The sequence below is a fragment of the Nostoc sp. 'Peltigera membranacea cyanobiont' 210A genome (genome assembly GCF_002246015.1).
Lineage (GTDB): Bacteria > Cyanobacteriota > Cyanobacteriia > Cyanobacteriales > Nostocaceae > Nostoc.
Genome location: NZ_NOLJ01000008.1, coordinates 354827 through 376834, shown reverse-complemented (window position 1 = coordinate 376834; position 22008 = coordinate 354827). Strand labels below are relative to the sequence as shown.

At 39.4% G+C, this 22008-nt stretch carries 23 protein-coding genes and 3 pseudogenes; 14 read left to right on the top strand and 12 right to left on the bottom strand.

Features of this window, described 5'->3' with window-relative positions:
- Positions 1 to 350 precede the first annotated feature (350 nt).
- A complete protein-coding gene (locus CDG76_RS25950) occupies positions 351 to 1718 on the top strand; it encodes an ATP-binding protein (protein WP_094351758.1) in 1368 nt (455 codons plus the stop codon).
- A 36-nt stretch (positions 1719 to 1754) separates the two neighbouring features.
- Here CDG76_RS25950 and CDG76_RS25945 read toward each other — a convergent pair whose 3' ends face one another.
- The 5 genes from CDG76_RS25945 to CDG76_RS25925 form a co-directional block, all read right to left on the bottom strand.
- Positions 1755 to 2288 (bottom strand): hypothetical protein, encoded by a 534-nt coding sequence (locus tag CDG76_RS25945; RefSeq protein ID WP_094351757.1) that lies wholly within the window; start codon positions 2286 to 2288, stop codon positions 1755 to 1757.
- A gap of 8 nt (positions 2289 to 2296) precedes the next feature.
- Complete coding sequence (locus CDG76_RS25940; protein ID WP_094351756.1) at positions 2297 to 3580, bottom strand: AAA family ATPase; 1284 nt, start codon at positions 3578 to 3580, stop codon at positions 2297 to 2299.
- A 95-nt stretch (positions 3581 to 3675) separates the two neighbouring features.
- On the bottom strand, positions 3676 to 3894 hold the full coding sequence (locus tag CDG76_RS25935; RefSeq protein WP_094351755.1) for a type II toxin-antitoxin system HicA family toxin: 219 nt from the start codon (positions 3892 to 3894) through the stop codon (positions 3676 to 3678).
- A gap of 3 nt (positions 3895 to 3897) precedes the next feature.
- On the bottom strand, positions 3898 to 4143 hold the full coding sequence (locus CDG76_RS25930; RefSeq protein WP_094351754.1) for a type II toxin-antitoxin system HicB family antitoxin: 246 nt from the start codon (positions 4141 to 4143) through the stop codon (positions 3898 to 3900).
- A 191-nt stretch (positions 4144 to 4334) separates the two neighbouring features.
- Positions 4335 to 5936, bottom strand: a complete 1602-nt coding sequence (locus tag CDG76_RS25925) for an alkaline phosphatase D family protein (RefSeq protein WP_094351753.1) — start codon at positions 5934 to 5936, stop codon at positions 4335 to 4337.
- A 229-nt stretch (positions 5937 to 6165) separates the two neighbouring features.
- Here CDG76_RS25925 and CDG76_RS25920 point away from each other — a divergent pair, with 229 nt between their 5' ends.
- Entirely contained in the window at positions 6166 to 7068 is a 903-nt protein-coding gene (locus CDG76_RS25920) for an ABC transporter ATP-binding protein (protein ID WP_094351752.1), read from the top strand.
- A gap of 2 nt (positions 7069 to 7070) precedes the next feature.
- Here the strand turns inward: CDG76_RS25920 and CDG76_RS25915 are convergent, their stop codons facing one another.
- Positions 7071 to 7751: a tetratricopeptide repeat protein gene (locus CDG76_RS25915; RefSeq protein ID WP_094351751.1), complete on the bottom strand. Its 681-nt coding sequence runs from the start codon at positions 7749 to 7751 to the stop codon at positions 7071 to 7073.
- A 651-nt stretch (positions 7752 to 8402) separates the two neighbouring features.
- On the opposite strand from CDG76_RS25915, the gene CDG76_RS25910 reads away from it, so the two are divergent.
- Both CDG76_RS25910 and CDG76_RS25905 read left to right on the top strand, forming a co-directional pair.
- Positions 8403 to 8729, top strand: a complete 327-nt coding sequence (locus CDG76_RS25910; RefSeq protein ID WP_094327544.1) for a YbjQ family protein — start codon at positions 8403 to 8405, stop codon at positions 8727 to 8729.
- A gap of 335 nt (positions 8730 to 9064) precedes the next feature.
- Entirely contained in the window at positions 9065 to 9700 is a 636-nt protein-coding gene (locus tag CDG76_RS25905; protein WP_094351750.1) for a hypothetical protein, read from the top strand.
- A 170-nt stretch (positions 9701 to 9870) separates the two neighbouring features.
- On the opposite strand, the gene CDG76_RS25900 is transcribed toward CDG76_RS25905, so the two are convergent.
- Together CDG76_RS25900 and sufR are read right to left on the bottom strand one after the other, a co-directional pair.
- Positions 9871 to 10131: a hypothetical protein gene (locus CDG76_RS25900; protein WP_094351749.1), complete on the bottom strand. Its 261-nt coding sequence runs from the start codon at positions 10129 to 10131 to the stop codon at positions 9871 to 9873.
- 103 nt (positions 10132 to 10234) lie between these two features.
- Positions 10235 to 10918, bottom strand: a complete 684-nt coding sequence (gene sufR / locus CDG76_RS25895; protein ID WP_190240986.1) for an iron-sulfur cluster biosynthesis transcriptional regulator SufR — start codon at positions 10916 to 10918, stop codon at positions 10235 to 10237.
- A 476-nt stretch (positions 10919 to 11394) separates the two neighbouring features.
- Between sufR and sufB the strand changes: the two genes are divergently transcribed.
- The 6 genes and pseudogenes from sufB (at position 11395) to CDG76_RS25860 (ending at position 17719) form a co-directional block, all read left to right on the top strand.
- Positions 11395 to 12834 (top strand): Fe-S cluster assembly protein SufB, encoded by a 1440-nt coding sequence (gene sufB, locus CDG76_RS25885; protein WP_094351746.1) that lies wholly within the window; start codon positions 11395 to 11397, stop codon positions 12832 to 12834.
- Positions 12835 to 12939: 105 nt separating this feature from the next.
- The gene (gene sufC / locus CDG76_RS25880; protein WP_094351745.1) at positions 12940 to 13731 is read left to right on the top strand and encodes a Fe-S cluster assembly ATPase SufC; all 792 of its coding nucleotides are present in this window, start codon (positions 12940 to 12942) and stop codon (positions 13729 to 13731) included.
- Positions 13731 to 15095, top strand: coding sequence for a Fe-S cluster assembly protein SufD (gene sufD, locus CDG76_RS25875; RefSeq protein WP_094351744.1), 1365 nt, complete (start codon positions 13731 to 13733; stop codon positions 15093 to 15095). The genes sufC and sufD overlap by 1 nt, the downstream gene beginning before the upstream one ends.
- A 14-nt stretch (positions 15096 to 15109) precedes the next feature.
- On the top strand, positions 15110 to 16372 hold the full coding sequence (locus CDG76_RS25870) for a cysteine desulfurase (RefSeq protein ID WP_094351743.1): 1263 nt from the start codon (positions 15110 to 15112) through the stop codon (positions 16370 to 16372).
- A gap of 102 nt (positions 16373 to 16474) precedes the next feature.
- Positions 16475 to 17085, top strand: a pseudogene (locus CDG76_RS25865) (hypothetical protein).
- Between the two features lies 1 nt (position 17086).
- Positions 17087 to 17719: a Uma2 family endonuclease gene (locus tag CDG76_RS25860; RefSeq protein ID WP_094351742.1), complete on the top strand. Its 633-nt coding sequence runs from the start codon at positions 17087 to 17089 to the stop codon at positions 17717 to 17719.
- Here the strand turns inward: CDG76_RS25860 and CDG76_RS25855 are convergent, their stop codons facing one another.
- Complete coding sequence (locus CDG76_RS25855; protein WP_190240985.1) at positions 17720 to 18385, bottom strand: HNH endonuclease; 666 nt, start codon at positions 18383 to 18385, stop codon at positions 17720 to 17722. It lies immediately after the preceding gene.
- A gap of 530 nt (positions 18386 to 18915) precedes the next feature.
- Here CDG76_RS25855 and CDG76_RS25850 point away from each other — a divergent pair.
- Entirely contained in the window at positions 18916 to 19137 is a 222-nt protein-coding gene (locus CDG76_RS25850; protein WP_094351740.1) for an addiction module protein, read from the top strand.
- Positions 19138 to 19263: 126 nt separating this feature from the next.
- A complete protein-coding gene (locus CDG76_RS25845; RefSeq protein ID WP_094351739.1) occupies positions 19264 to 19563 on the top strand; it encodes a type II toxin-antitoxin system RelE/ParE family toxin in 300 nt (99 codons plus the stop codon).
- Positions 19564 to 19666: 103 nt separating this feature from the next.
- Here the strand turns inward: CDG76_RS25845 and CDG76_RS25840 are convergent.
- The 3 genes and pseudogenes from CDG76_RS25840 to CDG76_RS25835 all read right to left on the bottom strand — a co-directional run.
- Positions 19667 to 19951: pseudogene (locus CDG76_RS25840) on the bottom strand (hypothetical protein); the annotation flags it as partial.
- Positions 19952 to 20108: 157 nt separating this feature from the next.
- Positions 20109 to 20249: a hypothetical protein gene (locus CDG76_RS37705; RefSeq protein WP_190240984.1), complete on the bottom strand. Its 141-nt coding sequence runs from the start codon at positions 20247 to 20249 to the stop codon at positions 20109 to 20111.
- Positions 20250 to 20608: 359 nt separating this feature from the next.
- Complete coding sequence (locus CDG76_RS25835; RefSeq protein WP_094351738.1) at positions 20609 to 21091, bottom strand: tetratricopeptide repeat protein; 483 nt, start codon at positions 21089 to 21091, stop codon at positions 20609 to 20611.
- 190 nt (positions 21092 to 21281) lie between these two features.
- Here CDG76_RS25835 and CDG76_RS25830 point away from each other — a divergent pair.
- Positions 21282 to 21464, top strand: a pseudogene (locus CDG76_RS25830) (GTP cyclohydrolase II); the annotation flags it as partial.
- 331 nt (positions 21465 to 21795) lie between these two features.
- Positions 21796 to 21954 (top strand): hypothetical protein, encoded by a 159-nt coding sequence (locus CDG76_RS39715; RefSeq protein ID WP_317616139.1) that lies wholly within the window; start codon positions 21796 to 21798, stop codon positions 21952 to 21954.
- The last annotated feature ends 54 nt before the right edge of the window (positions 21955 to 22008 follow it).

The following is a 22008-nucleotide window of genomic DNA, read 5'->3' as shown; positions in this document are numbered from 1 at the left end:
CAGGAGGAATGTCGTTTACTGCCATTGATGCAGTTTTAGTGTTGCTTATAACTGAGGTTTAAGTTCTTTATTAACCATTGGTAAGAGCGTATCCCAAAATAATTTTAAATATTTTAAATAAACAAGAATTATAACGTCACAAGGTTAGCGAATAGGTAACAGAGGATTTTAATTAGTATCAATTGTCCAGTAGAGAAAATAATCGGATGCGCTAACATCAGCAGTTTTGCAGCATAACTGTGATTTTCAGCAGTAATCAGGGAAATATAAGTTTGATTAACTTTGCAATTATCGCAAAGCTGATTCGGGGTGTTATCAGAAATGTTAACTCAAGGTTAAGGATTTAAAGTATGTTATCTATACATACCATGACGAATGCTAATAATCTGAACTTGCGATTAGAATCTACTTTGCAAGAATTACCACTTTGGTCTGTTTACGTCGAAGCAGATAGTCCAGCAAATAATTTGAATACACTCTTTAAGCAAGAGCCTTTACTACCAGGAATTATCCTGGTGAAAAATCATGACTATCTGGGGATGATTTCTCGACAAAGATTTTTTGAACACATGAGTCGTCCTTATAGTTTCCCACTATTTTCTAAACGACCTGCGATAAATCTGATTAATTTTATTCAGCCAGATGTGTGTATAATTTCTGAGGATACGCTCATTGTAGAAGCAAATAAGATAGCATTGCAGCGAGAACCTCAATTTGTATATGAGCCGATTTTAATAGAAACTCAATTAGGTAGTTATAAGCTACTCGATTTCCATCATTTACTTTTAGCTTATTCCCAAATTCATATTTTAACATTAGCTCAACTAGAGCAAGCACAAGAACAATCTAGAATCACCAAAGTAGGTTTTCGTACCCTTAAGAATAACTATGCGCGATTAATTCAAAATGAAAAGATGGCGGCTTTAGGACAACTCGTTGCTGGTATTGCACACGAAATCAATAACCCTGTCAACTTTATCGCTGGCAACCTTGTTTATGCGATTAACTACACTCAAGATTTACTACAATTAATTAGCCTATACCAACACCATTATCCTGCACCAGTAGCAGAAATTAAAGCTGCGATCGCAGAAATGGAACTAGAATTTTTAACTGTTGATTACCTCAAGCTTCTTGATTCTATGAAGTTTGGTACTGAGCGTATCCAAGAGATAGTTCTTTCATTACGCAATTTTTCTCGCCTCGATGAATCTGATAAAAAGATAGTTGATATTCATGAAGGGATTGATAGTACTCTAATAATATTACAAAGCCGTCTTCTAAATCAAGAAACAGGTCAGATAATTACTATTGATAAAGAATATGGAAATCTCCCTCTAGTAGAATGCTATGCTGGGTTAATCAATCAAGTCTTTATGAATATTCTATCAAATGCGATTGATGCGATACTCGAAAGTTTTGAGTCAGCTGATTCAAATCTAAAATCACCTTTAATTCGTATTCGTACTGAAGTCACAGATGATCGGCAAGTAGTTATTCGCATTGCCGATAATGGTAGTGGAATTCCCAAGGATATACAAAAGCGATTGTTTGACCCTTTCTTCACCACTAAACCCGTCGGTAAAGGCACTGGGTTAGGGCTATCTATCAGCTATCAAATTGTTGTAGAAAAACATTGTGGTCAGCTGCAATGTATATCTACTGTAAAAGAAGGAACTGAATTTATTATTACAATTCCTGTCGAACTTAATTCCTGACAAGTTAGTTAAAAATATCTCTATTTTGGGTAAATACTAATCGCTCAAGGCTTTTTTGCGAGTACTTCGGCGTGTAGGTGCTGGGATAGCTGGTTCATAAGCCTTGAGTCCCCCATCGCCCGTAAAAATTTCTACTTGAAAAGTGCTACTGGTTTTGGCATAATATTCAGCCACAGTCTTAATTGTCGCATCTCCAATAGAAATTTTGCCAGATGCTAGAATAGGCCATTCAGTAGCAAGTTGTTTCAATTGCTCTGAGTTCCAAAGTTCACCCACTTGAGTTTCAAAAACTCCCCAAGGTATAACTCCATCTGCTACTTTCACTAAAATATTACCGAAAGCTTGAGCAATTTCATATCGCTTAAAGTTAGCTTGTGCAATATGATTACCAGTTTCTATAATTGTTGCTATTGGTAGTATAAACTTTGCACCTTGTTTTTCTTCTGCCTGAAAACGGGCTTCAACTCTTTTTTTATCCCATTTATCATTATCAGAACCACAAGTCTCTTTACCAGGTACACCTAAGTAAACGCAAAGTATTGATGTGTCAATAATCAAAACCTTTCTCATATTTAATTTCACTTATTATCAGAAAGGCTCTTTTCAATTGCACCTTTAGTTGCAAGTTTGCCTAAAGTACCTGATGCTAACAAAAGAGGAAGATTTTCAATATCTTCTAAAAGTGTAAGCTTGCTTTCTCCAGTTTCAGAATCGCGGTGTGCGACAACCACAAAAGGAACTATCTCCGGGCCTAAAGCATCAAGTAAAGCTGGATTATGGGTAGTTAGTAAAATATCAATTTTTCTTTTGCTGCCAATTTCCCGTAGTATTCTGACTAGCAATTCTGCACGTGAGGGATGAAGCCCATTATCTATTTCTTCAATTACTAGTTGACTGCCTTCTGGTCTAGTGAGGAGTGCTGTAATAATTGCTATAAATTGTAAAGTCCCATCGGACATAGTTCTAGCATCAATCTCTGTGATATGACCAGGTTTCCATTCTTCTTGACAGTAAAGCATAGCATCAGTGCCGAATCTACCAACTTTTTCTGCCCATACTTTTTGAATATCGCCTTCTGGAAAATCTTTGATGTATTCAGATAGAGTTAATTCAACTTCAGCTTTTTGTTCTTCGGTTAATCCTGCTAACACACCAGCAATGTTAGATGCATCACCTTCTAAGGTGTCAGAAAGTCGTGAATAATCACGCATTTTGGAGGGAATAGGATTTAAAATCAAAATGTTTTTAATGATCGGCAAAATTACATGATTAATTAAAAAATCTAGATTATTCTGAGCAAATTCCATTTTTTGCCTAATTTCATATCTAATTTTTTGTTTAGTTTCTTCTTTGATTACCTCATTAAATTCTTTGAAAGAAATATCTTCAAATAAAGGAGAAATATCAACACTAAATCCACCATAATTACTCAAATGGCTTTTAGCTGTTTTATCATCCACATTTATAATAAATAACTTTTGATTGGGAGAATTTTTATTGTGATATTCATCAATATTTATGCATTCTTTTAAAATCCGAACAACTGGTATTGTTTGTAGTGTAATAGTGTAAAAATAATCTGTTTTATCATCCTCACCTTGAACCAGCGCCTTTAATGTAAATTCAGTTTCTGGCTTAATTGCAGCCCATTCTACACCACCGCGAATAGATGGAAGTGTTTTATCTCCAGCTAAAGCTACTTCAATATTTTCACCTCTAGCAATTCTTTGTAAAAATTCTAACGCTTCAACTATATTAGACTTACCACTCGCATTTGTCCCAATCAGAACAGTCAATGGGTCAAGTGGAAGCTCCGCATAACGGAAACTTTTCCAGTTTTCTAAGATGAGTTGCTTAAGCATGACCAACTCCAAAAATGCTAAAATTATATTCCTAATACTTTTGATAGCAACTTAGGGTGCAAATCGCAGAGTTTATTTAATACACCTTTAAAACTTCACTCACCTAACCATTCTTCACGAGAAACTCCAGCTTGTCGTAATAGCCGCGATAATAGACCCACACTAATATCACCCTCATGAGGATTAGTAATAATTACAGTAACATCACCTCGCCGCATTTGTGGGTGCTTTCCTCCTGCATAGGGGCCTTCAAAACCCAACTCTTGCAGACGTTTTACTAAATCACGCCAAGAAACAGGGGTTAATCTAGACATTATTTATACAGGTTTGGTCAGTTCATTGAGGTTGATACCAGCAATTACAGGAATCGTTAACCCCAAATGTAACCGTAGCGCCAGCCAATCACTTAAAGCTTCTCTTAATTCCCGCCTACATCCTTCTAGAGTTTGATGATTTGCCCAGACTCCTTGTAAGCTTGGAATTTCACCCCAATAAGTTTGCTCATTTTCAATGATCTCATAAACCGCTAGTTCCATTGCTTGGTCAATGTAGCTTGCCAACATAGCAATTAAAAAATCCAGTACCTATCTAAATTTAGCTCCTAACAGTAGCGTAGGCAAAGCCCAACCCAGGCATCGCACAATTTTTTCATCCTTCAATATCCCAGCCAAAAAACAGCAAAGCCAGCAGACAAAGTAAAAAATTGCGTAATTACTCTATCTAACTGGCTACCCCTCACTGTGATTTTGGCGATTTATTTTTCTGGCGGTAAATCTACACTGTAAACAGTCTTCCCAGCCAAGTTACGCAATGTTACCGTCATCACCTTTGTATTTCCATCAATTTTAACTCCTCCAAAGAATTGCAAACCTTCACTTGGCGGTCGATTTGCTTTTGTACCTGGAGGAAGGCTTTGAAATACTAATTGCGGTCCGAAGGTATTTTCTAATTCGTTTGGCCCAAATGTACCAGAGTTAAGCGGCCCGGCGACAAACTCCCAAAAAGGCTTAAAGTCGGTAAACTGCGCTTTAGCGGGGTTGTAATAGTGGGCTGCTGCATAATGTACATCAGCAGTTAACCAAACAACATTCTGGATATTTTTGTTTTTGATAAATCGTAGTAAATCGGCAAGTTCTAATTCTCTTCCTAAAGCTGGGCCATCTCCATTTGCCCAAGCTTCAAAATTGGTGCTACCGTCTTTAACTAGCAGTCCCAAAGGCATATCACTAGCAATCACTTTCCATGTTGCTTTTGATGACAGTAATTGCCTTTTCAACCATTGCACTTGTTTTTTGCTCAAAAAGTCTGTTTCTTTACTTGGTACTGGCTGATTATTGGGGGAATTTGGCCCCCGGTAGGTGCGCTCATCCAACATGAAAATGTCTAATAATGGGCCATAGTTGAAAGAGCGATAAATTTTCGCTTTCTCTGGATTATTGCTTTCATATCCAATAGGCAGATATTCTAAAAAGGCTTGTCTTGCCCTTTGAGCTAGCAAGTTAACATCCTTAACTGTATAACGGTCATCGTTGAGGATAATTTGCCCAGGATACCAATTGTTTCTTGTTTCGTGGTCGTCCCACTGTGCCAATATGGGAACTTCAGCGTTGAAACGCTTGATGTTTTCATCCAGCAAATTGTAGATGTAGTTACCACGATATTCTGTGAGAGTTTCTGCTACTTTTGATTTTTCTGGTGTGGTAATGTTTTTCCAAATTGTGCCGTCGTCTAAAGTTACTTCTGATTGAATTGGGCCATCAGCATAAATATTATCGCCAGAATGGATGAAAAAATCGGGATGAAGTTGGCGCATAGTTTCGTAAATTTTCATCCCACCGAAATCAGGATTAATCCCCCATCCTTGACCGGCAGTGTCGCCACCCCAAACAAAGAATACATCTCGTCCAGATTTGGGGGGAGTTCGGAAAGTACCATAAAAAGGAGCGCTGTAGGTGCGTTGATAATCTAAATCTTGGAAAATCACCCGATAAAATAATTTTTGGTCTGGTGGTAGATTCTTCAGATAAAGTCGTGCTGTAAAGTCGCTATCTTTTAAAGCATTAGGCCCCACAACTCGCTGCACATTACGAAAAGATTCAGTGTTAGAATATTCTACGATCATTTTGGCAGGGCGATCGCTCCGACTCCAAATCACAATGCTATCGTTAGATATATCTCCGCTAGCTACACCATAAGGTATGCCAGGACGCATTTTATCAGAGGTGATAATTGCAGGTGCTTCGCCAAAAACTGGTGATTTAGCGACAAAATTTGTGGAAATAATTCCACCGGCTGTGATAGCTGAATGTAGCAAAAACTGACGCCGATTTAGCTTCAATGGGTGATGAGATTCCATACTAAATAACAGCAACCTTTAACTAAAGTATTACAGGATAAGTGTTTACCACACGTTGTTATCTCAACAAGTAAAGATTGAGTTATCTAAGGGTTAATAAAATATATTTAGTTTGATGTAACAGAATGGTAGTCTTGATTATGAACTGGTGTGAGCAAATTTATCCATGACCAAAATTTATTAGTTTGTTAATTTTGAATTTTGAATTTTGAATTCGGAGCGAAGCGACGTGACTGCTGCTGTCTTTCTAGAAAATGTCTACAAGTTTTACAACAATGTACCTGTAGTCAATGACCTATCATTCCAAATTGAAGCAGGGGAGATATTTGCTCTACTTGGCCCGAACGGTGCGGGTAAATCAACCACAATTCGGATGCTGACTACACTCACGAAACCGTCCCAAGGACGCATAGAAGTAGGTGGATATGATGTGACAAGCCAAGCAACGTTGGCAAAACAGAGTATTGGCGTAGTCTTGCAACAAGTCAGTGTGGATAACGATTTAACCGTCTGGGAAAATATGGAACTGCACGGGAGGCTACATCACATTAGCAACCCGCAGCGACAAAAATTGATTAATCAATGGCTAGAGTATGTTGAGCTAGCAGAAAAACGTGATGATTTGGTAAAAACCCTGTCTGGGGGTATGAAACGACGGTTGCAAATTGCGAGAGCCTTATTGCATCAACCGCAAATTTTGTTTTTAGATGAACCAACAGTAGGATTAGACCCCCAGACTAGGCGACGCCTCTGGGAAATTATTCGGGATTTAAATAAACAAGGGATGACGATGCTACTGACGACCCACTATATGGATGAGGTCGAATTTTTGTGCGATGCCTTTGGTTCTACCAAGCCAGGACGCATCGGTATTATGGATAGCGGTAAGCTGATTTCTTTGGGAACTTTACAACAGCTGCGTTCTACTCACGGTGAAGGTTTAGTGATGAAACAATTAGGTGTATCTAACGTGGGAAGTGATGGCGCTCGTAATTGGGAATATCTGTTTTTCCCATCCTTGGAAGCAGCAAATATCTACTTGAATGAACAGCCCGATAAAACCGGCATGATGGTGCGTCCCTCTAATCTAGAAGATATTTTTGTGGAATTAACGGGACGCCAGTTAGATTAACCTCATCCTCCTAACTGCCGTAGCATGGCTTCTACCCTTTCTACGCCATCTGAGTCATTGCGCCGTTTGTACAAGTCACGGGCTTTCTGAAGCAAGCTATTTGCTTGTTTGGCTTGTCGCCGCTGTTTATACATCGAACCCATCAACTCATAAGTCTGGGCGTTGTTTTTATCCAAGTCGATTGCTTGTTGGTATGCCCAGGTAGCAGCATTATAGTCTCCCATACGGGATTGGGTTACAGCCAATCCTAAATAGGCGTTGACGTTGTTACGGTTCAACTGTATGGCACGACGATAACCTTCCTTTGCCCCACGTGTGTCGCCCAAATTGGCTTTAATGTAACCCACAGCGTAGTAAAAATCACTATTGTTAGGGTTGATACCGATCGCGCGACGATAAGCTGTTAATGCTGCTTGGTAATTTCCCTGTTGAGCGTATAAATACCCAATACCTGAATGAATTTTAGCATTCTTGGGGTCTATACTAGCTGCTTGCTGATAAACAGCGATCGCACCACCATAATCCCCGGCATTCACTAACCTCCGTCCTTCCTCCAGTAATTGCTTTAACTCTGGGTTTTTGGCTTGCGCCACTAATACCTGAGCCTGAGCTACTGAAGGTATGGTGAAAGTAAAACATCCTAGTAACACCACACTAAACACGAATGATGTTGGCTTGTACACAGTAAATTTCCTGAAATTTTAGAGGACTTTTTTCTTGTACATTAAAACAAAAATATGGACTTTTGAAAACTGTATTTCTTCGTACTCATTAAGATGTTAATAGTTCATTCTCCTTTCCTTTACATTTAGCACTACATAACAGAGTTTTTACTGAAGGATGAAGTGTAAGCGATCGGGGAGCAAGTGAAAATACCTTACATATAAACTAGTACCATAGCAAAATAACACCGTTTTTAATCAGTAGTTATACGTGTTACCCGGAAAAACTCAACAGGCATTTGACTTAATCTTAGATTCTGATGCACCAAGCTTATAGGCTTTGACATTTATTCCTATTTTTATTTCATTTCAGAGTTTGCTGATTCTGTATCCAATTTTTCTGACATTTTTAATCCTTGATACTACCTTTTGAGAACTTATCATCTAGGCATTTACATCCTTTTCTGGCCATTCAAAGATAAGATAAATTTAAACTGTAAAATGTCGCATTAATCTGTTTAGGACAACACTAAACCCCAAAGCGCAATCTAAAATTGTGTGAGAGGATGTTTATCAAACCTGTATCTGTAATAATAGTTACAATTATTGAAATATTTATCAAAATACTTTAATAATAAATATCAAGATATATCCCATATAGGAGGTTAATTTATGATTATAACTACCACTGATGTAATTCAAGGAGCCGTGATTGAGTCATATTTAGGCATTGTGACAGCAGAAGTAGTTTACGGCAGCAATTTCTTGCGAGATTTTTTGGCTGGGATTCGAGATATTATTGGTGGACGCACTGCTAGCTATGAGCGTCTATTTGAGCAGGGTCAACGCAAGGCACTAGAAGAATTAGAACAACGTGCACAACGTTTAGGAGCAAACGCTGTAATCGGGATTGAAATTGATACTGGCACAATAAATCTTGACCAATCAGGAGTGCTTTTGCTGATTACTGCCACAGGTACTGCTGTCAGGATGCGTTAGCTTTTGATGATTTTAACTTTTGACATTCATTACAAAGCTTTAGTTAGATTAAGTCTAATGGCATACATCGTTAAAGCTGGTTTCTGATAGCTAGTTAATAGTTATATTTTAAGTTAAGAGTTTTTAGATGGAAATTTTAGGAAAAATACATAAATAAACACTAAATTATATTAATAATTGTTAAATAAAGTTTGTTTTTTCTAGCTAAAGATAGACCTATTAAATCTTTCTATCGATAGAGATTAAAATAGAACATTTAGTTATTTAATTTTAAGCATAAAGATAAATATACCCGAGCAGGAACTTTGCTGAAACAGCACTGGAGAACATAAGCGATGTCATACGTAAATCGGACAGGCAATGACGTTATATCTACTGATACTGTGGTAGCAGGTCGAGTAGCTGAATATCACGACCGTGTTCGCTGGGGGCCAATTATTGCTGGTTTGTTGGTTTCTTTGGCTACACAATTAATTTTGAGTTCTATCATTGCTGCGGTTGCGGCAGGCACAGTTGCAGGTTCAGGTGCACCTAGAACAATTGCTCCTAACGCTGCGGGTAATGCGGGGCTTTGGTCAACTATCGCTTTACTAATTTCCCTATTTACTGGTGGTTGGGTTACAGCCCGTGCTTGTGGGCCGATGAACCGCAATACAGCTCTTCTGAACGGCGCAATTCTTTGGGCAACGACTTTGGCAGTTAGCTCATGGCTTTTAGCAAGTGGAGTATCTGGTGCTTTTGGTGTTGCTGCTTCTAACGCAGGAGAAGTCATAAACCAGGTACAACAGCAAGGTGGTGTTAATGTACCACAAACAAACATAAGTGCCCAACAAGCTCGTGAAACGGCAGCTAATATACGTTCGGGATTATGGTGGTTTGTGTTTGGTTCTTTGTTGGGTTTAATAGCTTCAATGATTGGAGCCGTAACTGGCGCTCGTAGTCCTCGTACTACTAACAATTACAATGCTTAAATAATTGTTTAATTGTTTGACAAAGAAAATATTATTTATTTTCAAATAAAAGCACCTTGAAAAAGGTGCTTTTTATTTATTATTTAAAATTAGAGTATTATAGTTACCAACAAAATTTACAACTAACTAGAAATAATTGCTATGACCTAGAAAAACCCGCCTTTCAGGGTTCACCATTTGAGATATGAACCTTCAATTCCCTGCTCGCGTCGAATTTTGCCATCTTTTTCAAACCAGGCAATTACTTGCTGTGCTGTCAAATCTTCAATAGCAACGCTGTACTCTTGGGCGATATGCTTCAAAAGCTTAAGTGATGAAATTGTCAATCTTGTCAAAAATTTTTCTGGGGAAGACAACAACGCCGCGTCTACTTTTGCTGACTCTTCCAGGGTTAAAAATTGTGCTGATGGTTGCTGTGGTGGTACATCCATAAATGCTATCTCAAACTTAGTTGATTATTGATAATAGGTAGTTGCTATTCAGCTATTATCCATTACCAGGGCTAGATGTAAACCGAGTTTATCTATGATAATTTTACTGACGAATTTGTACTAAATAACCGCAACGATGCTCGCCATCAATAATCCAGTGGGTGCGTTCTACGGTACAATCTGGTAAGACGGCTGCAAACATTTCTAATTCGTGACCACAGATGCTGGGGAAAGACTCGGCAACGTTGGAAATGGCGCAGTTATGCTCCATTAAGATAAAGCGATCGCTCTCAAAGCAGTCATTTACATCAACAGCGTGATACTCTGCCATGAAGCCTTCCGCTTTTCTCAACTCTACTAAGTTGGCTACACGTTCTCGCAGTGAACCATTACCAACGCGATCGCGGTATTCTTTGGCTTTGCGCTGCCACTGTTTCTCTAAAATCGATTTAAATTGGTCATGTCCTACCGTTTCGGCTAAGGTGTCTAGCAGCGAAACCGCAAAATTTCCGTGGCCATCACCAAAGCGATCGCTCATTGTTCGATGCAAGCGATCGCGTCCTTGACGACTCAGTTGATAAAGATGCTGCGGCCGCCCCATCCCCGCCGCCTGCACTGATGTAGAATACAAAACTAGCTCCTCCGTCTCCAAATCTTTGAGATGGCGACGAATCGCTTGGGGGGTAACGTCTAAAACTTCAGCTAGCTCCAAAGCCGTTGCTTTTTCGTGTTTGTGCAGATATTCTAGGATATCTTGCTTGGTTGAGGACTGGTGGGTAGTCGCCATCTTCATGTGGTGCGAGACGTTCAGCGAACGCCCCAAAAATTAATTTCTTTGAAAATTTGACCGTGCCGATTTTGGATTTTGGATTTTGGATTAAAAAAGTTTTCTGGTATATGCCCCGCTACGCTATCGTCAATCTAAAATCCTTGAGCCAAGCACCCTTGTGGTCTCTTTCAATCCCTTCGGGTTCAGCAGTCACTCATGGGGGAAACCCCCTTGGCGCTAGCCTCTCCCTTTGGGAGAAGACCACGCTGCTTCACCAAAATTACAAATCTAAAATCCAAAATTGTTTGACTTAGACAACATTGTTGTTGTTAATTTAGCGTAAAATGAAGATAGATTAAACAACATAGCTGTTGTTTTACTCTCCACCACTATTCTAGCAGGCGTGTAACCATTCCGTAACGGGAGATGGAAATCGGTTAGCCGCAGCCCGTCTCCCATCCTAAAAGAGTTCAGAACACGAGAGATTATTACTGATGAGTGCCACTGTCAAAACCTTAGTCAACCAACCCTACAAGTACGGCTTTATTACAGATATTGAAGCCGACACTATTCCGCGTGGACTAGACGAGGACGTTGTTCGCTTGATCTCATCTAAGAAGAACGAGCCGCAGTTCATGCTGGACTTTCGCCTCAGAGCTTATCGCCAGTGGCAAAAAATGACGGAACCAACTTGGCCTAATGTCAAGTATCCGCCAATCAATTATCAGGATATCATTTACTACTCAGCGCCGAAACGTAAGAAAGAAAAACTAAACAGCTTGGATGAAGTTGATCCAACCCTTTTAGAAACCTTCGAGAAGTTAGGCATTTCCCTATCTGAACAGAAGCGGCTGGCAAATGTCGCCGTTGATGCAATTTTCGATAGCGTTTCTGTCGCCACTACATTTAAAGAAAAGCTAGCGGAAGATGGCGTTATTTTCTGTTCGTTTTCGGAAGCGTTGCAAGAACACCCAGAACTAATTAAAAAATATTTGGGTAGCGTTGTTCCTATAGCTGACAATTATTTTGCCGCCTTGAACGCCGCCGTATTTAGCGATGGTTCTTTTGTATACATTCCTAAAGGCGTGAAATGCCCAATGGAACTGTCTACCTACTTCCGCATCAACTCTGGTGACACGGGACAATTTGAGCGGACTTTGATTGTCGCCGAAGAAGGTAGTTATGTTTCTTACCTCGAAGGTTGCACCGCACCGATGTATGATAGCAACCAATTGCACGCCGCCGTTGTGGAACTTGTCGCCCTCGACAACGCCGAAATTAAATACTCCACTGTACAAAACTGGTACGCTGGGGATGCCAACGGTAAAGGCGGTATTTACAACTTTGTCACCAAGCGCGGTTTGTGTCAGGGCGTAAATTCCAAGATTTCCTGGACTCAAGTAGAAACAGGTTCAGCGATTACTTGGAAATATCCTAGCTGTGTGTTGGTGGGTGATAACTCTGTGGGTGAGTTTTACTCCGTGGCGCTGACAAATCACATGCAGCAAGCTGATACGGGTAGTAAGATGATTCACGTAGGTAAGAATACCCGCAGTACAATTATTTCTAAAGGAATCTCCGCAGGTAATTCTAGTAATAGTTACCGGGGTTTGGTGAAAGTTAACCCGACGGCTAAGGGGGCGAGAAATTATTCTCAATGTGACTCAATGCTGATTGGGGATAATGCCCATGCCAACACTTTCCCTTATATTCAGGTGCAAAATAACGGTGCGAAGGTGGAGCATGAAGCTTCTACTTCTAAGATTGGGGAAGATCAGTTATTTTACTTTGCTCAACGGGGTATTTCTTCAGAAGATGCGATTTCGATGATGATTAGCGGCTTCTGTAAGGATGTTTTCAATCAGCTACCGATGGAGTTTGCTGTGGAAGCTGATAAGTTGTTGAGTTTGAAGTTGGAAGGCAGTGTTGGATAAATGGAAGCAAGGATAAACACAGAGACATCGGCGTTCTGTGTTTATCTTTTGGAAGAGTAACGAACCGCGAAGACGCTAAGAGCGCGAAGAGAGAAGGGAGAGAAGATGATTATTGAAAATAGTGAAGTTGTGCTGTCAGTACGGAATCTGACGGCTAATGTTGATGGGACACCGATTCTTAAGGGTGTGAATCTTGAGGTGCGATCGGGTGAAATTCATGCGATTATGGGGCCGAATGGTTCTGGTAAGAGTACTTTTTCTAAGGTGTTGGCTGGGCATCCGGCGTATGAGGTGACTGGCGGTGAGGTGATTTTTCAGGGGCAAAATCTGCTGGAGTTGGAGCCGGAGGAACGGGCTAGAAGTGGTGTATTTTTGGCGTTTCAGTATCCGTTAGAAATTCCGGGTGTGAGCAATTTGGATTTCTTGCGGGTGGCGTACAATTCCCGGCGGAAGGCGCAAGGTTTAGAGGAAATAGACGCTTTTGATTTTGATGATTTGATTGAGGAAAAGCTGGATGTGGTGAAGATGAATCCCAGTTTTCTCAGTCGCAGTTTGAATGAAGGGTTTTCTGGTGGCGAGAAGAAGCGGAATGAAATTCTGCAAATGGCGCTGCTAGAACCAAAGTTGGGAATTCTGGATGAAACAGATTCGGGTTTGGATATTGACGCACTCAGAATTGTGGCGAATGGGGTAAATCAACTAGCAACTCCAGAAAATTCTACAATTTTGATTACTCACTACCAACGATTACTCGATTATATTGTGCCTGATTTTGTGCATGTGATGGCACAGGGACAGATTATTACAAGTGGTGGTAAAGAACTGGCGCTGGAATTAGAGTCTCGCGGTTATGACTGGGTGCTAGAAGAATTTGCAGCTGCTGAGGTGGGTGTGTAATGAATATTCAAGTATCTCCTAGTGCAATACCTAATTCAAATGCAGTCAGTTTGACATCAATGTTAGATAGAGATGATTATCTGACTGGGTTGTTAAATCAAGTAACGGCAACTAAAACAGAAGGTTGGTTGCAGGAATTACGCCAAAGTGCTGCTAATTGGGTACGCCACTCGATTATCCCGACTACCCGCGAGGAAGAATGGCGATTTACTGATTTGTCGTCTCTGCGAAATGTGCAATTTCATGTAGAGATGGGAAATTTTGCGTCTCTAGAATTTGATATTTTGCCAGAAGCGGCTAATAGTCGTTTGGTATTTGTGAATGGCGTTTTTGCGCCGGAGTTATCCGCAGTTTCAGATTTACCATCTGGAATTGTGGTGAGTAATTTGGCTGGTTTGTCTGTGGTTGAGCAGGAGGGTGTACAGCAGTATTTAGCTCAAGCTGAGGGAGCGCAGGAAGTTTTTACTGCTCTCAATACGGCTGGGATAACTGATGCAGCTGTGGTGTGGGTGAAGAAGAATGTGGTAGTTGAAACGCCTATTCATTTGGTGTTTATTTCAGGTGAGACGGCGACGATTTCACAGCCGCGTTGTTTGGTGGTGGCGGAAAGTGGTTCGCAGGTGACATTGGTTGAAGAGTATACGAACCGCAGAGGCGCAGAGAGCGCAGAGAAAGAAGTTTACTTAACTAACGCGGTTACGGAAATTTGGGTTGGTGACAATGCCCAAGTGAGCCACACTAGGGTTGAGCAAGAAGGTGCAGAGGCTTTTCATATTGGGAAAACTGCGATCGCACAGGCTCGTGATAGTCGATATACTTGTCATGCCATAACTTTAGGTGCGAAGTTGTCACGGCACAATTTAGAAATTTTGCAAACTGGTGAGCAGACACAAACTACTCTCAATGGTTTGACGATCATTTCTGGTAAGCAATTGTCTGATACTCACAGTGCGATCGCACTCAACTATCCTCACGGTACAAGTGACCAATTGCATAAATGTATTGTAGGCGATCGCGCTCATGCGGTATTCAATGGTAAAGTTTTTGTACCCAAACTAGCGCAGTTAACAAATGCATCCCAGTTGAATCGCAATTTGCTGCTATCGTCTAAAGCCAGAGTTGATACCAAACCCCAATTGGAAATTACTGCCGATAATGTAAAGTGCGCTCACGGTGCTACTGTTAGCCAATTAGAAGATGACGAAATATTCTATCTGCAAAGTCGGGGAATTGATGAAAACGATGCTCGTAAGTTGTTAATTAACGCCTTCGCTGCTGAAGTTATCAATAAAATACCAGTTCCCTCTCTGCGAGAAATCCTTTTAAACACAGTGAATAATCTCAAGTCCCTGACTAATGAGTAATAACTAATCTACCAATGACTTTCACTCCTACCAAAACCCTTGCTGATAAAGTTCGCGCTGACTTCCCGATATTGCATCAGGAAGTTAACGAGAAACCCCTGGTTTATCTCGATAATGCCGCGACATCGCAAAAGCCTTTGTTTGTATTAAATACCCTGCGGGATTATTACGAGCAATATAATGCTAACGTGCATCGAGGTGCCCATTCCCTAAGTGCTAAAGCTACTGATGCTTATGAAGGTGCGCGAGATAAAGTTGCCAAATTCATTAATGCTGCATCCCGTCAGGAAATCGTCTACACCCGCAACGCAAGTGAGGCGATTAACCTAGTAGCTTACAGTTGGGGAATGAATAATTTGCAGCCTGGGGATGAGATTATTCTTTCGGTGATGGAACACCACAGTAATATTGTGCCTTGGCAATTGGTAGCACAAAAAACGGGTGCAGTACTGAAATTTGTAGAATTAACACTAGAAGAAACTTTTGATTTGGAACAGTTTAAAAAGCTGATTTCCGAAAAGACAAAGTTAGTGTCGGTGGTGCATATTTCTAATGCTTTGGGTTGTATTAACCCAGTGGAAGAAATTGGTGCGATCGCTCACAGCTACGGTGCTAAATTTTTAGTTGATGCTTGCCAAAGTGTTCCCCACTTCCCTATTGATGTACAGAAAATAGATTGTGACTGGTTGGTAGCTTCCGGTCATAAAATGTGTGCGCCAACTGGGATAGGATTTCTGTATGGCAAATTGGAATTGCTAGAATCAATGCCCCCATTTTTTGGTGGTGGCGAGATGATTGCAGAGGTGTATTTAGACCATTCCACTTATGCAGAATTACCGCACAAGTTTGAAGCTGGTACACCTGCAATTGGAGAAGCGATCGCACTTGGTGCTGCCATAGATTATCTTACCAGTATCGGTATGGATAAAATCCACGCCTACGAAGCAGAATTGACGGCTTATTTGTTCCAACAATTAGAGCAAATTCCCCAAATTAGAATTTACGGCCCTAAACCAAATGCTAAAGGGGAAGGTAGAGCCGCTCTCGCATCGTTCACAGCCGGAGAAGTCCACGCCAATGACTTATCTACATTATTAGATCAAGAAGGCGTTGCTATCCGTTCTGGACACCACTGCACACAACCATTACACCGTTACTTAGGTCTTGCTGCAACCGCACGAGCAAGTCTATCTTTCTACAATACCCGCGAGGAAATTGATATTTTCATCAAAGCACTGAAAGAAACTCTAGACTTTTTTGCAGGTTTCCTTGCTTAAAGTTACAAAATATTTAGATACTAATTGTGCCAAATATCAGCAAATATCTTGCTAATATTTGGCACAATTTAATTATCTGGATTATTTACAGGAGCAACTAAAGTGTCATCCAGTGACTTTACTTTAGATAAAGTTAGAAAAACCTTTGACCTAACTATTTCTGATAAAACTGATATATTTGCATCTGTACATGAAGTAAAGTGTCCACCATTACTTGCAGAAGTATTGCGGGAAAATGTGTACCTTTAGCTCTTGCTAGTAATACTGAGAAATCCCGTTCAGTGATGATTATTGCGCCTATTTTAATTGCGGTAAGAAAATATTTAAATAATCAAATAAGTTTATTTTCTGGTATCGATTTTACCGTTGATTCAGCACAAGGTTTAAATGGAAATTGCGATTTTATTATTAGCCGTTCACCAGAGTTACTAATTCTTAACGCGCCAGTTGTCACAATTGTAGAAGCTAAAAAAGAAAATATCAATGCCGGATTAGGTCAATGTGTAGCAGAGATGTTAGCAGCTAAATTGTTTAATGAGCGTGAGGGTAATAACATTCGGACAATTTATGGGACTGTCACTACTGGAACTAACTGGAAGTTTTTGAAACTTATTGGGCAAGTGATTGAAGTTGACTTGAGCGAATATTATATTAATGACATAGGTAAAATTATCGGGATTTTATCTAATATCCTGACACAAGAAGTATTGTAATATGCTTGTCAAGTCAACGCCTGCTGAACAAAGAACAGTGCTACAGAACATTAGCTGGGAAACCTTTGAAGCCTTGCTGAGAGATACAGGTGAAGATAGAGGTTCTCGGTTTGCTTATGACTGCGGTGTTTTAGAAATCATGACTCCACTTTTTGAACATGAAAATCCTAAAATTCAGTTTGACCGATTGATATTCGCTTTAGCTGAAGAAGTGGGAGTAGAAATTAAAAGTGCTGGTTCTACAACGCTGAAGCGACGATTAGCACTTCGAGGTATAGAACCAGATAACTGCTATTATATACAAAATGAATTTAAAGTCAGAGATAGGGTAACGCTAAATTTAGAAACAGATCCGCCGCCTGACTTAGCAATTGAGATTGACATTACCAGGAGTTCAGTTAACAAATTGGGAATTTATTCAGCATTGGGTGTAACTGAACTTTGGAGATATGATGGGCAAAATTTTAAATTTTATCAGTTGATAGAAGGGCAACATGTCGAGTGTAAGTTTAGTATTGCCTTTCCTATAGTTTCAGTGAGTGAGATAAGCAGATTTATTGAGCAGAGTAAAAGTATAGGAGAAATTGCTTTACTCAAATCCTTTCGCGCTTGGGTCAAGGGTAAAATAGAATAGTTATTTATAAATTAAAAAGTAATTTTCTCCATTAATTTTTACAAGACGTTTATTGTTCTCTTTGTCTTTAATTTCTACTTGGGCATAATGTAGCATTCTATGATGATTGGGACATAAAATAACAACATTATTTTCGTCTTGTGAACCTTCCTGAGATAAAAGAATTAAATGATGTGCTTCCGAATAAAAGCCTCCATTAGTTTTTGCAAATGTAAATCCACAATTTTCAAATTGGCAGCAATTATTGTATTTATTCTTAATTTCTAATATTATCTCTTGATCCCTTTTTATTCTTTGTAGAATAACTTCCTCCCTTTCATTTGCTAAATGTGGCTCATGTTCAAAAATATTGTTTTTTATTTCCTGATATTCTCTTGTATTAATTCTTTCTAAAATTTCTTGAATATATTTTTCTTTGCAACAAATAGTTTGATTGCAATTAGGCTTTTGAAGTTTTTCATGAAAATATTCTAATTTTAAAGACTCACCTAAAATATTATTACAATTCCATTTGCCTATAACAGCACGATCTTTTGTATTATCTCCTCGTTGAGTTATATCAGTATTTGCAAAACACCACCACAACTTTTTTTCAAAAATAGTTATCCATAAAGTATTTTCATCAGATACATAAAAATTGCGAATTTGCTTACAACGTTCAGCCACTTTCTTTTTATTGAAATATTTCTTTAATTCTTCTTCAAGTTCACTCCATTGATTCTTTGACTTACACTCAAGACAAAGTTGATGAGATACTTCTATGAAACCTAAACGAATAGTATAGTATTATCTGTATAAATGCAATCTTTACGCCATTTGTTACCTGGTCCTAGATTTATATATAAAATTTTATTGGGAGTAATGTTCATCAACTTGCTCTCTTAGTCAAAATGTATAGAAAAGTTAAGGTAGCAGACATATTATTTCCAACCCAATTAAAAATAAAGATACATTTTATGTCTGAAAACTCAATCAAATCTGTAATAGCATATAAAAGTGATTGTGCCAATGCTAATGCTACGCAAATAAATATTTCCATAAGCAAGCTAGGATGCCTTTAAACAAACAGGCACTAGCTGCTAAAATGTTTACCGAATCAGGTAAACTTGATGCTTTACTTGATCTTGATTGGGAATAAAATAAGTAATTTATAATCTAAAATAAGATTTATCTAAATAACTAGATTAACAACAACTATGCACCCCATATTAAAAGTCGATATTTCCGAACTAAGTGTATCTGAGCGTATACAGCTTGCCGAGGACTTATGGGACAGCATTCTTACTACACCGGATGAAGTTCCTCTCAGCGATGAGCAAAAACAAGAATTAGATAGACGCTTGGAGATGCATCGCCAAAACCCAAACCAAGGTTCAACCTGGCAATCCGTGAAGCAAAGACTAGGTTTAACTGAATGATATCATGTTCGGCAAATCACTTATAATATGTCATTGCGAATGCAACGAAGTGGAATGAAGCAATCGCAAAAGTTTGGGATTGCCGCGCTACGCTCGCAATGGCATAAGTATTAAGTCGAACATGATATGAGCTATCAGTTAATAATTAGTCTAGAAGCAGAACTGGATATTCAAGATGCTTTTGAATGGTATGAGCAACGTGATTCTGGAGTAGGTTCGGAGTTTGTACGTGCAGTTGATAGCTGTTTAGCATTAATCGGACGTAACCCTTCAGCTTATCCAGTGGTGTATCGACAAGCGCGGCGATTATTAATACGTAGATTTCCCTATGGTGTTATTTATATTGTAGAAGAAAATGTTATCACTGTAATTGCTTGTTACCACGTCAAACGTAATCCTAAACAATGGCAGAGCAGGAATATTTGAACGCTTTTATGATCTCGCCTACAATCACCTGAACCATCTATAATTCCTGTTCTCAAATAAGCCATTAATAATAGTGTAATCAAAGCGATCGCACCCCACAAAATCAACTCAAAGAATCTGGATCGATCCCCAACTTCCGCAATTCTTGTGCCAGTCTTTGAGTGCGTTGTTCAGCAGTGATTCCTTGTTTGTCATACCAATACAATCAATCCCGCGTAATTCCCTGATAGGTTCCCCGTTCATAACCAATTGGTAAACCTATCTCTGATAACCAAACGAAATTTCCTGGTTGCAATACATATTCACCATTTACAAAGCGATAACCTTCTAAAGGTGGTTTTCTCCGGCGTTGGGGATTGTAAACAACATAATACAAAACCTCTATATCCTGTAGCGTTTCCTAATCACATGAGGTACATCTTAGCCCTCTCCTCGCTTGCGGGGAGGGGGTTGGGGGTGGGGTTCTTGTACCTCACTTAACCGAGAACCGCTATAGTCTCTCGATTTTCACAACTCATTTAGGATCGCTATAGTTAGAAAAACTTTTAGCTTAACAGAGTAAAAAAGCTAAGATCGGCAAAAATTGTAATTGCTGAGTTGGGATGTGCAATAAGACACCAAGGGTCTTTATTGAAAATTGCTGTAACTGTGGCTATGGCATTCACGGCATCAATACCATAACTCATAAAGAAATCTACCGTACCCCCATCAACAATTGAGTACCACTGAGAACCTAGAGACCACTTATTTTGATACTTACATCTAAACTGTAGTCTTTGTAAATACCAGTGGCGTAGGCGCAACCCGTGGTAGACATCGCTTAGTAAAATCCACCATGCTCTACTTGTGCTATCTAGTTTGTACTAAAGTTAACTTTATTCAACCGAGAATTGTTAGTTGACAGTTGGTTGCTGTTAGTACAAGCAGCAATGACGCTGCTATTAATTCAGATAGAAGTGTATTGAATAAAACTATGGCGACTAAGGCGATGAATTGTTGTTGATGAGGATGATAACGGATTCATAAAACAGTATGATGCTCTCTCCTATCTGCCGTTGTAGCTGAATCTAAAAGTACATTCTAGAATCAACTTTTGATTCACTAGAGAATATGGTTGAATTTCTAAAGCACGTTGAAAAGCTCGGATAGCTTGACCATACTCTCCTAGTGCTGCATAACATAAGCCCATACCATGAAGTGCCCCAAAATGTATTGGATTTATCTGCACAACCATCTGACAATCTGCCAAAGATTTTTGATAATCACCAATACTGTAATAGAGGAAAGCTCGACGATTCCAAGCTTCGGCAAAATCTGGCTGGTCTTTAATTAATGCCGTCAGTGATGTTTCAGCTTCAGCAATTTCACCTGCATCCAGTAACTTTTGACTGCGGTCAATTATTTCCAGCCCATAGATTCCCTTTTGCTGAAACCAGATCCGCCAGATTTTTCTGGTTGCCTTGTCGCGCACTGTGGCATCCGGGTTTTTCAACTCTTCAAGTAAGGAATTGATAAATAAAGAATCCATGAATTTGAGATCAGTGAATATACCTTTGTATTAACTTTCTCACAAAATATATCGATTAAATCATTTTTAAAGTCATCTTTAAATTAGGCGTGATTAATCGCTAATTATGAAATTCCTGTGTGATTGATTGTGTTCAACAATACGACTAATACCACACTAGATATTTACTGACTAGAGGTAGCTGACAGATCCCTTTGGCACTATTACTCAAGCTCACATCAATATGCCAGAACTGCAAGATGCACTAGACAAAGGTTGTTTGCAGGTAAATAGCAAGATTATGAAACCAGGCGGTAATTTGGTTATCATCAAAGCCGTAGTTGAGTTAGTTTGGTATTTACCAGCAATTGCCAAGCGCTTTGGCATTGCAGAATAACAGTCAATACTTTTCGGATAAACCCAACAATCTCTCTTTTGGGCTGAGGAAAGGTTACTGGGGCTGGGGTAAAGGTAAATTTAAACCCTTTCCTTTTTCCTTTTCCCCCTTAACCGAAAAGTGTTGGAATCACAGTTGCTTCGGCCGTACAGAATGTGTCGCCAGAGTGGAAGATATGGGCTTCTAAGAATTAATGCCAAATATGTTGTATTGGTTTTTCACAAATTGTCTCAGTGGCTAACACACTCTTTATTAGAACCTAAGTTTGTCTGCTTATTCGCTGTACTGGAAGGTATAGAGAGTTTTGTAATGTACATTACATTCTGATGTGACGCTGTATGCGGCTGCCATTGATGACCATTTGGATGCACATGGCTATATTATTCCTGGGTTCGGAGATGTAGGCACGGCGGGCTACGCGGGAGCTTATTTGGCACAAAATAAGCTAATTACCTATGAGCAAATGACGATCAAATCCAGTTATTAGCCGAACACTGCATAAATCGTTAGTTAACAAATTTTACTTCGTCAAATTTGGAAA